This window comes from Aeromonas molluscorum 848 (assembly GCF_000388115.1).
GTDB classification, from domain to species: Bacteria; Pseudomonadota; Gammaproteobacteria; order Enterobacterales; family Aeromonadaceae; genus Aeromonas; species Aeromonas molluscorum.
Map to the genome: position 1 here is coordinate 1 of NZ_AQGQ01000140.1, position 10,514 is coordinate 10,514.

At 62.9% G+C, this 10,514-nt stretch carries 9 protein-coding genes and 1 pseudogene; 1 reads left to right on the forward strand and 9 read right to left on the reverse strand.

What is annotated here, in order from left to right; all coding sequences use genetic code 11:
- The 5 genes from acs to torC all read right to left on the reverse strand — a co-directional run.
- Positions 1–1,894, reverse strand: a 1,894-nt coding sequence (gene acs / locus G113_RS15790; protein WP_005906750.1) for an acetate--CoA ligase, incomplete at its 3' end; no start/stop codon positions are given.
- A gap of 240 nt (positions 1,895–2,134) precedes the next feature.
- Positions 2,135–2,503: a hypothetical protein gene (locus G113_RS15795; RefSeq protein ID WP_005906752.1), complete on the reverse strand. Its 369-nt coding sequence runs from the start codon at positions 2,501–2,503 to the stop codon at positions 2,135–2,137.
- Positions 2,504–2,506: 3 nt separating this feature from the next.
- Positions 2,507–3,169 carry a molecular chaperone TorD gene (torD, locus tag G113_RS15800; protein WP_005906754.1) on the reverse strand — a complete coding sequence of 221 codons (663 nt, stop codon included), beginning with the start codon at positions 3,167–3,169 and terminating at the stop codon, positions 2,507–2,509.
- 94 nt (positions 3,170–3,263) lie between these two features.
- Positions 3,264–5,774: a trimethylamine-N-oxide reductase TorA gene (gene torA, locus G113_RS15805; protein WP_005906756.1), complete on the reverse strand. Its 2,511-nt coding sequence runs from the start codon at positions 5,772–5,774 to the stop codon at positions 3,264–3,266.
- A 27-nt stretch (positions 5,775–5,801) separates the two neighbouring features.
- Positions 5,802–6,965 (reverse strand): pentaheme c-type cytochrome TorC, encoded by a 1,164-nt coding sequence (gene torC, locus G113_RS15810; protein ID WP_005906758.1) that lies wholly within the window; start codon positions 6,963–6,965, stop codon positions 5,802–5,804.
- A 146-nt stretch (positions 6,966–7,111) separates the two neighbouring features.
- On the opposite strand from torC, the gene torR reads away from it, so the two are divergent.
- Positions 7,112–7,819: a two-component system response regulator TorR gene (gene torR, locus G113_RS15815; protein WP_005906760.1), complete on the forward strand. Its 708-nt coding sequence runs from the start codon at positions 7,112–7,114 to the stop codon at positions 7,817–7,819.
- An 18-nt stretch (positions 7,820–7,837) separates the two neighbouring features.
- Here torR and G113_RS15820 read toward each other — a convergent pair whose 3' ends face one another.
- The 4 genes and pseudogenes from G113_RS15820 to torT form a co-directional block, all read right to left on the reverse strand.
- Positions 7,838–8,236, reverse strand: coding sequence for a GFA family protein (locus G113_RS15820; protein WP_005906762.1), 399 nt, complete (start codon positions 8,234–8,236; stop codon positions 7,838–7,840).
- Between the two features lie 164 nt (positions 8,237–8,400).
- A complete protein-coding gene (locus G113_RS15825) occupies positions 8,401–8,682 on the reverse strand; it encodes a paraquat-inducible protein A (protein WP_005906765.1) in 282 nt (93 codons plus the stop codon).
- Positions 8,683–8,700: 18 nt separating this feature from the next.
- A complete protein-coding gene (locus G113_RS15830; RefSeq protein ID WP_005906767.1) occupies positions 8,701–9,219 on the reverse strand; it encodes a GNAT family N-acetyltransferase in 519 nt (172 codons plus the stop codon).
- A gap of 262 nt (positions 9,220–9,481) precedes the next feature.
- Positions 9,482–10,506, reverse strand: a pseudogene (gene torT, locus G113_RS15835) (TMAO reductase system periplasmic protein TorT).
- Between the last annotated feature and the right edge of the window lie 8 nt (positions 10,507–10,514).

Sequence of the window (10,514 nt, forward strand, 5' to 3'; positions counted from 1 at the left end):
CTAGGGTGGAGATATCTCCCAGACTGTCGGTCTCGCCGGTGGCAATCTTGCGCAGGATACGGCGCATGATCTTGCCGGAGCGGGTCTTGGGCAGCCCCTCGGCCCAGTGGATCACGTCCGGGGTGGCGATGGCGCCAATCTCCTTGCGCACCCACTCCTTCACCTCTTTATGCAACTCGCGGCTCGGCTCTTCCCCGGCAATCAGGGTGACATAGGCATAGATGCCCTGGCCCTTGATCTCGTGGGGGACACCGACCACCGCCGCTTCGGCAATCTTGGGATGGGCGACCAGGGCCGACTCTATCTCGGCGGTGCCCATGCGGTGGCCGGAGACGTTCAGTACATCATCGACCCGCCCGGTGATCCAGTAGTAGCCGTCTTCGTCGCGACGGGCACCGTCGCCGGTGAAGTAACGACCGGGGAAGGTGGAGAAGTAGGTCTGCTCGAAGCGCTCGTGATCGCCGAACACGGTACGCATCTGGCCCGGCCAGGAGTCGGTGATCACCAGATTGCCTTCGGTGGCGCCTTCGAGCACCTCGCCCAGGTTGTCGACCAGCGCCGGCTGCACCCCGAAGAAGGGGCGAGTGGCCGAGCCAGGTTTGAGATCGGTGACGCCGGGCAGCGGGCTTATCAGTATGCCGCCGGTCTCGGTCTGCCACCAGGTATCGACGATGGGGCAACGCTCGTCACCTATGGTGCGGTAATACCACTCCCAGGCTTCCGGGTTGATGGGTTCACCCACGGAGCCCATGATGCGCAGGCTCGAACGGGAGGTGCCTTCGATGGCCTCTTTGCCTTTGGCCATCAGGGCACGGATCGCGGTCGGCGCCGTATAGAGGATGCTGACGTTGTGTTTGTCGACTACCTGGCTCATGCGATTGGTGGCCGGATAGTTGGGCACCCCTTCGAACATGATGGTAGTGGCACCGTTGGCCAGGGGCCCGTAGACCAGATAGGAGTGACCCGTGACCCAGCCCACATCGGCGGTACACCAGTAGATGTCCTCTTCGTGGTAATCGAATACGTATTTGAAGGTGAGCGCGGCATAGACCAGATAGCCGCCCGTGGTGTGCAGTACGCCCTTGGGTTTGCCGGTCGAGCCCGAGGTATAGAGCACGAACAGAGGATCTTCGGCATTCATGGCCTCGGGCGGACAGTCGCTGCTCGCCGTGGCCATGGCATCGTGCCACCAGATATCCCGCGCGCTGTGCCAGGCAACCTGACCGCCAGTTCGTTTGAGTACAATGACCTTCTCGATACGGGTCTCGGGGTTGGCAAGGGCGTCGTCGACGTTCTTCTTGAGGGGCACGGCACGGCCGCCGCGCAGTCCCTCATCGGCGGTAATGACGATGGAGGAGCCGGAGTCTATGATGCGACCGGCCAGGGCCTCGGGCGAGAAGCCGCCAAAGACGATGGAGTGAACTGCGCCGATACGGGTACAGGCCAGCATGGCCACGGCCGCTTCCGGCACCATGGGCATGTAGAGACAGACCACATCGCCGCGTTTGACCCCTTGGGCTTTGAGCACGTTGGCAAACTTGCACACTTCACCATGCAGCTCGCGATAGGTCAGCTTGCGATCCTCGGCCGGATTGTCCCCTTCCCAGATGATGGCGACTTTGTCGCCACGCTGGGCCAGGTGCCTGTCCAGGCAGTTGGCGGAGACGTTGAGCTGGCCATCTTCGAACCATTTGATGGAGACGTGACCGGGATCGTAGGAGCTGTTCTTGACCTTGGTGTAGGGCGTCATCCAGTCGAGGATCTTGCCTTGCTCTCCCCAGAAAGCGTCTGGATCCTGCACCGAGGCCTGATACATGGCCTCATAGCCAGCCTTGTCCAGCAAGGCGTCCTGGCTGATGTGGGATTTGACCGGGTAGACCTTGTGCTCGCTCATTGTTCACTCCTTTGAATACATCTTCCTAATAATTACATAACAACTTATACCTTTGCCGGGGGAGGGCAATTAGACTTTTGGATAGCCGTGCGCTAGCGCCCATTTAGTGTTTCAAACGGCGCATTTAACAGGGTTGAGGCTGGGGTGAGGGGCCGGACGCATGTTGGAGAGCGAGCTAGGCACTGCGCCGAAAGTGATTATTACAGGAAAGCTGGTTGGCAGGGGGCAGGCCCGTCCGGGTTAGCCTTTCTGGCGGCCAAATGCCTGAATGCCGCGCACCAGCACCAGCAGGCTGAGGATATGGAAAGGCAGCGCCAGCGCCCACAGCAGCCACCAGTTGGGGTCACCCTGATAGCAGTTGATGAAGGCGACCCAGGCGACCAGCAGGGTCAGCATGCCCGCCAGCTGAAAACGGCGGCGCAGCACCACTTCCACGCCCAGATTGGCGAGATACAGGGTCAAGAGCACACCGCCAAACCCGGTGAGCTGGGCGCTGCCATAGAGATCACGGTTGTTGTCAAACAGCAGTGTGATGAGGGGGGTCAGGCCCTGTTCGCTCGGGATCAGGGCGAGTAGCCAGCAGACGATGAGCAACAGGGCCGTTTTCATGACTCAGGACTCCTGGCCTTGAACCAGGCCGAGGTAATTGGCATCCATGACGAGGAAGACCCCGAGCAGGCGGGCACAGGCGCCATAGAAGCCGAATTTGTCCTTGGCGTGGCACCCTTGTTCGAAGCGGTTGAACCAGCCGAGCAGGTGCTCGTGCAGCAGCTCATCCTGTTCGGCGAGCCAGCGGCTGCGCTCATCGGCCTTGTCTGCCTCGGCGGCACGAATGATGAGGTTGCCCATCAGATCCAGCTCGATGGCCAGGTGATCTTCCGGCTCCTTGTACTTGTCGCTGACGTTGATGCCAAGGCGGGTGAGGCGAGCCTGCATCAGCGTCATCGGCGCTTGCATCAACAAGTGCCCTTCGCCGCGATAGAGGGATTCATAAGGCGGCACCCCTTGCTTGGGGTCGCTGAGGAAGAGGCCGGCGAAGTCGGCGGCCAGTTCCAGCTGGCGGTCGGTGCGCACCAACAGGCGTGCGATGGCCTCATTGAGTTCGGCCACCGCATCGCGCATGGGATCCAGGGTCGAGAGACTCTTCAAGAAGCTGCGCACGTCGTAGCTATCGTATTCTGCGATCTGCTCATCAGACAGTTCGGCGGCAAACAGGGTGGCAAACCACCAGTAGAGTTCGGCCCTGCGTTCACTTGTGGCCAGAAATTCCTGCATTTTTCCTCCGTTGATGACAATCGGGAGCCGTGGTGGCCCCCGATTCTAACGACTTTGGCAATAAAGGAAACCGTGGGGTCCCTTTTGACTCAGGCTAGCCGGGCTGAGTCGCCGCCCGGGCCGGGAACATGGGATCTATCCCCTCGGCCGTTTCGGGAGTACCAAAGGCGGTGATGGCCGGGATGGCGCCATCGAACTTCTCGACGTCCACCAGGGCGGTGTGCGCCGTGGTGGCCTGGGAGAGGCGCGATGCGCCGATGTCGGCGGTGAGCACATTGGGGTCGCCATAGGTGCACAGGGTGCCGACCTTGCCACCTTCCTGAGGGCCGTACCAGGCGCCCTCATGAATGCGCACCACACCAGGGGCGTAGTCCTCGCTCACCACCAGTCCCGCCAGGACCTGACCACGGGCATTGAATGCGCGCACCAGATCGCCATCTTTGAGACCGCGCGCCTTGGCATCTGCCGGGCCCATGTAGAGCGGCTCTCGCCCCTGTATCGTGTAACTGGCGCGGTAGCTGTCCGAGGAGCAGAGCTGGCTGTGCAGCCGCTTGTCCGGGTGGCAGGATTGCAGGTGCAGCGGGTAGCGCTGGCTGCCCGGGCCGCCGTGGGAGCGCTCATAGGGTTCGATCCAGACCGGGTGACCGGGGCAATCGGCATAGCCGAAGTCGGCGATGGTCTTGGAGTAGATCTCGATGAGGCCAGAAGGCGTGCCGAGCGGCTCCAGATCTGGTTCCTGGCGGAAGGCGGCGTGGCGCACCCAGGGTTCCCCGGCCGGGAAGCTGACGAAGCCTTCACCGTGCCAGAACTGGCTGAAGCGGGGCAGACGGATGCCGATGCCGCGGCCCTGCAGGCGGGCGTCGTCATAGATGCTCTGGATCCACTCCAGCTTGCTCTTGCCGCCGGTGAACTGCTGCTCGCGATCGAAGCGGCGGCACAGATCGGCGAAGATGTCGTAGTCATCGCGGGCCTCGAACAGGGGCTCCACTATCTTGTGCATGGCCAGGATGCCGGCATTGGCATGGGAGCCCCACTGCTCTATGTCGTCACGCTCATAGGTGGTGGTGGCGGGCAGCACTATGTCGGCGAAGCGGCAGCTGGCCGTCCACTGGTGATCGATGCTGACCACGGTTTCCAGCTTGCGCCAGGCGGCAATCATCTTGTTGCGATCTTGCTGATGGTGGAAGGGGTTGTTGCCGCAGAACACCGCCATCCTCATCTCCGGGTAGGTGATGGTCTGGCCATTGAAGTCGATGGTCTTGCCCGGGTTGAGGATGCAGTCGACGAAGCGGGCTACCGGGATGAACTTGGAGTAGCCCTTGAAGTCGCCATCGTGCAGCGGCTTGGCGCCGGGAATGACCGAGCTGAAGCCGGACATGACGGGGCCGTTCGAGGTGATGGTGCCGGCGCCGTTGTAGTGCCAGCCGAAACCAAAGCCGCCGCCGGGCAGGCCGATCTGGCCCAGCATGGCGGCCAGTACCACCAGCATCCAGGCGTACTGTTCACCATGGTGCATGCGCTGAACACACCAGCCACCGATGAGCTGGGTACGGCCGCTCGCCATGGTCCGTGCCAGGGCGCGTATGGTGTCGGCATCCAGCCCGCAGAGCGGTGCAGCCCAGTCGGCGTCCTTGGCTTGACCGTCCTGCTCCCCCAGCAAGTAAGGCAGGAACTTGTTATAGCCGGTGGTGTACTCCTTGAGGAACCTGGCGTCGTGCAATTCCTCGCTGTGCAGGGTGTGCGCCAGCGCCAGCATCAAGGGCAGATCCGTCTGGGGGTTGAGGGCAACCTGTTCGCAGCCGAGGAACTTCTGGGTCTTGGATTTGACCGGATCGACGCTGATCACCCGGATCTCGCCCTTGGCGACCTTCTCCCTGAGTTGCTCCCAATAGGCATAGACCCCGTGGTCCGGCACCAGCCAGCCCACCTGCAGGTTCTTGATGGGATCTGAGCCCCATATGACTATGGTCTTGCTGTGCTCCAGCACCAGGGGCCAGGAGGTCTGCTGCTCGTACACCTCCATGGCGCCCGCCACATGGGGCAGGATCACCTGGGCGGCGCCGGTGGAGTAGTCCCCCGCCTTGGCCAGATAAGTACCGTGCAGGTTCATGGCGCGCCCCAGCATGGCCCCGGCGGAGTGGAACTTGCCCACCGACTGCCAGCCGGAGTGGCCGGCATAGAGGGCACTCGGACCATGGCTGTTCTGCACTCGCTCCAGCTCGTGATAGAAGAAGTCCAGGGCCTGGGACCAGCTGACGCGTACGAAGCGGTTCTGGCCACGCTCTCGGGTGTCAGAGAGGTGCCCCTTGCGCAGCCAGTCCAGGCGCACCATGGGATAGCGTACCCGGGAGGGGTTGTAGACCACCTCCCGCAAGCCTTGCAGCATCTCGGTCGGGTGCTTGTCGTGCTCGAAGGGGCGGGTCTCGACCCAGCGCCCCTCGACCACCCGGGCGCGAAATGCGCCCCAGTGGGAGCCTGACAATACCAGCTTGTCCTGGGCCTCGGCGGCCTGTACCGCGCGCCCCAGCAGGGAGGGGCCGATCAGGGCTGCCGCACCACCGGCCAGCATGCCCCCCAGAAAACCACGTCGGGAAACTGAGATCATTGTGTGTGTCCTCTCTCTAAGACTGGGTTAGTGCTGGCCCTGACCACCGGTATCGGCGGCGTGGCTCTGCAGGTACTTGAGCAGGGTGCGCTCTTCCTCTTTGCTGAGGCGGTAGTAGGCCGACATCGCCTTGAGCCCCGAGATCCAGCCATTGGCGGTGAAGTGAGCCGGATCCGGCGCTCCGTGGCAGGAGTTGCAGGTGGATTTGTACATCTCGCCGGCATAGTCCCAGATGGGTTTGAGTGAGGGTTCGAGCCCCTGGCCATCGACCCAGGCGGTGACCTTGACCTGCTGCCACTGGATATGGGTTGCCGCGTCTGTCTGCTCGGCGAGGATCTGCTCACCGGCCTTGAGCTCATCGCGCACCGTGGCGACGAAGACCCGCTTGCCCATGTACTCGCTCAGTACCCGACCCTTGCCGTCACGTTCGCGCCAGCCTTCGATGTTGACCTTGAGCCGATCGCCACTGCGTTCCAGTACCTCGATACGGGAGGCGGGCAGCAGACGCCCGGCCGGCTCGCTCGCCGTCTGGCTGGCAAACAAGTCCTTCTCGCCCAGGCTGTAGAGCACCTCGGCGGCGGGCGCCTCGGTGGCTTGCGCTTTCAATGTGGCGAAACTGGCCCTGAAGCCGCCGGCCATGTTGGGCAGCTCGTGGGCTATGCCCTTGTGGCACTCGATGCAGTTCATGTTCTTGGCGGCGGCATCCTTCATGGCCAGGGCCGCGGCGGGAGATTGCTTGGCGTGGTCCATGTTGTCGTAGCTGTGACAGGATTTGCAGGTCTTGGAGTTCTGGCTGCTCATCCGTGCCCAGACCCGTTCGGCCAGGTGCAAGCGCCTGTCCTCGAACTTCTCCTGGGTATCTATGCTGTGGCCGATGTACTGCTGGTAGAGATCGTTGGCCGCCTCCATCTTGCGGGCCACCTTGCCGACGAAGTCTTTCGGCTGATGACAATCGGTGCAGATGGCCTGGACGCCGGAGGCATTCTTGAAATGCACCGACTCCTTGTACTCGGGGTAGACGGTGCTCTCCATGGTGTGACAGGAGACACAAAACTCTAGGCTGCTGGTCTTCTCGAAGCCGTAATGCAGACCCACCGAGCCTGCCAGGGTCACGCCAACCCCGACCAGCACCAGGGCCAGCACGGACCAGCGCCGGCTGGGGGTGCGCAGGAATTGCCACAGTTTTTTCATGAGTGTTTGCTCTTATGACTTTTTTGATGGGGGTCATGATAGGGGGAAGCTGTGAACAGGGTTGGCGGGGGAAATTAATGAAATAGGGGTATTTATGACAAAATATGAATAGAATAATGGCCCTGTTACTGCTGTGGAATTTGCCGATGCGCCCTCATATTCTGGTTGTTGAAGACGATGCCGTGACCCGCGAGAAGCTGGTCGGCTATTTCGAACGTGAAGGCTATCGGGTGAGCGCGGCGGGTGATGGCAGGGAGATGCGGGCCCTGATGGTGCGGGAGAGCGTCTCCCTCATCATGCTCGATATCAACTTGCCCGGGGAGGATGGCCTGCTGCTGACCCGGGAGCTCAGGGCCCAGAGCCGGGTCGGCATCATATTGGTGACGGGGCGCAGCGATGCCGTGGACAGGATAGTCGGCCTCGAGATGGGGGCCGATGACTATGTCACCAAGCCGTTCGAGCTGCGCGAGCTGCTGGTGCGGGTCAAGAATCTGCTGTGGCGCATCTCGCTGGCAGGCAATCAGCCCCAGGATGAGGGGGATGATGCGGTGCGCTTTGGCCCCTGGCGTTTCGACATTCCCCGCCGTCAGCTCAGCAAGGATGGGGTGCCCGTGCGTCTGACCAAGGCGGAGTACGAGCTGCTGGTGGCCTTCGTCGCCCACCCCGGGCGGGTGCTGAGCCGGGAGCGGATCCTCTCACTCATCAGCCACCGTGGCGACGGGCCGAGCGATCGCACCATAGATGTGCTGATCCGTCGCCTGCGCGGCAAGATGGAACCAGACCCCCGGGATCCCCAGCTGTTCGTCACTGTGCACGGCGAGGGTTATCTGTTCGCCGCCGAGCTGCAACCCTGAGCCGCTAGCTGGTGCGTATCAGGGGTGGGTCTCGAACTGGGGCCGGGTATCGTTCATCTCGTGCCAGGGGGCCCTGGATCCGACAAAGAGGTGAAAACCGGGGCTCATGCTCGGCGCCTCATCGAGGCAGCTCAGGCGCAGGTTCAGCTTGCCGCTGCTTCGCTTGAGGGGATAGAGGCTGGAGCCGCAGTGACGGCAGAAGGCGAGTTGGGGCTCGGCGGACTTCTGATAGAGGGCCCGCGCCGCACCTCCCTTCATCAGCTCGACCTTGTCGGCATCCAGGCCACCCACGGTGGCGTAGTCGGCCCCCGAAAACTTGTGGCACCCGCCGCAGTGACAATGCCCCATATAATCGAACGCGTCTGGCAGACGCAGCACTATGGCGCCGCACAGGCAGCTGCTGCTAAGTTGTTTCATGGCTCTCTGCTCGCCATCGGATGGCTCTCTCGTGACCGACCTCCTCTATGTACGCCGTTTTTCCTGAGGACGCCTCTCCCTTGGACATCTTTTCAACCCGCGAGGCCCGGTTTTCACGGCACGTTTAATCCCATGTTGCTGCTGGGCAGCTGGCTGATCCCCCATTATTGGGTTCTGAACAAGACCTGATGGCAGTGAGGGCAGACGTACTGATGGCGAAAGTCGGCGAGATGAACCAGTCCCTGGGCCTGTAGATCCCGATGGTGGCAGTGGTGACAGGCTATCTGGTCATCGACCAAGGCGTCGGGGTGCTGGGCCAGATATTGTTCCCGGGTCGGCAGGGCCTGCCAACCGGCTCGGTTGGCCCGTTTGCGGCCGTCACAATAGTAGACCCAATAGAAGATGAAAAAGGCCAGCACTATCAGTAAAAACAGGGGGTTGCTCATGGTGAGTTCCTCTTCAGATTAAGTGGCATTGGCATTGGCATAGCGCGTGGTGGGCATCAGGGGGATCAGATCCTTGACGAGCAGTTGGCCTTGCTCGTCGACCGGCCCCTCTTTGCGCCAGCCTTGGCGCAGACAGAAAGGCTCGGCGGCGAGATTCGTCGGCAGGTAACGCAACCCGGCCGAGGTGCTGCCGGCGGCGCGGATCTGTTGCAGCGCCTGTTCCAGCAACCAGCGCCCCAGGCCGCGGCCCCGCCATTGCGGCACCAGATAAAGCAGATAGATGTATCCCCCCAGGCTGCCATCCATGCGTGCCATGGCGGGCGCCAGCTCAAGCTGGCCTATGGGGCTGTCATGGTGCCAGAGGTACAGCAGACCCTGGGGCTGTTCCCGGGCCAGGGTATCGAGCCAGACTCGGGTCTGCTGTTCATCAAAGCCGGTGGTGTTGCCATGATTGATGCACCAGGCATCGCGGCGGCAGGCGAGGGCAAACTCGGGATAGAGGTTAAGATAGGCAGGCTTGAGTCTGATACTGGTCATCCGCTGTCTCCTACCAGTGCGCCATCCGGCAACCACAGAAAAGGTTCGTATGAGCATCATACGAGCGGCTTGCTCGGGGAACCATGACGAGGGTCTGGTTTCGGTACAAATAAGCAACAATTGAAACCCTGTACAGCTCCCATTCAGTTTCAACCTCTCGCGGGATCCCGTGAGCTGCCTGTTTGGCATCTGGTGCTTTTCAGTACCCGGCGTCGACTCTGGCCGAGGCCCCTGGAGCAGGGACGAGCCCAGGGGAGCGGGTTTAGGGGGCGGTGGGGCTGAGGCTGGGTTCGACCCGATAGACGGGGCGAAAGGCCGGATCCGAGAGGGTGCTGCGACGCGCCGGCAGGGGGCCTGCCAGGGTGAGGATGGCGGGCCCCATGTGGCGAGGGCATTGGGCCTCGCTGGCAGCGGGCCGCTGCAACAGACAGACGGCCTGGGCGACGGCCAGGCGGCCCTGCTCGCGCATCTGATCGCTGTTGGCCAGTGCCAGCTTGCCGCGCAGCAGGGCGCGCTCCACCCCGTGACTGAAGTAGATGGCGAGCACGGCCGGGGCGCGGGGTTGCGGGTTGGAGTGCGGAGCCGATGGGGGACGCCGTGCCAGCTCGTTGACCGCCACTTCAGCCGCCATGGCGCCCCCCACCAGATAGTCGAGGTTCGGGTGGCGGGTCAGCAGCCGTTGCACCAGACTGCGCTGGATCTCGCGGCTGTTGTCGCCGCGCAGTGTTTCGACCAGCTCGATGGCACTGCCGGCAATGGCGGTGGCAAAGCCGGGCTCGACCAGGTTGTTGCCGCCTCGGCCCTCGGGCCCCGGCAAGAGGGCGACCCGCCTCGTCGGCGTACCGGCCGGATGGCGCTCGGCCAGCCAGTGGCCGATGCGCCAGCCCATCTGATACCAGGGCACACCGACCTGGGCGACGACCTGCTCGGGGGGCAGGGCATTGACCAGGCCAAACACCGGCAGCGGACTCTGGCCAATGGCCTCTGCCAGCGTCGGGCCATCGACGGCGCCGAGCAAGATGGCATCGCTCCCCTCCCGGACACACTCTGCCAGCTGGCGCGCCTGCTCGTCCTGGGCGGCGTAGCCTCCCGCTTCATGAACCCTGAGCCCGACCCCGAGCCGCCTGGCCTCTTCCACCATGCCCTGATTGACCGAGAGCCAGTAGGCATCGCGCAGGTGCGGGTAGAGGGCACACAACTCGAAGGGGCGCTCGGCGCGCGCCGGTCCGATCCAGTGCTGCATGGGGGCATCTGCAACGACTCGGCCGCCTCGGGCCAGGGCTGGATCGCGAAGG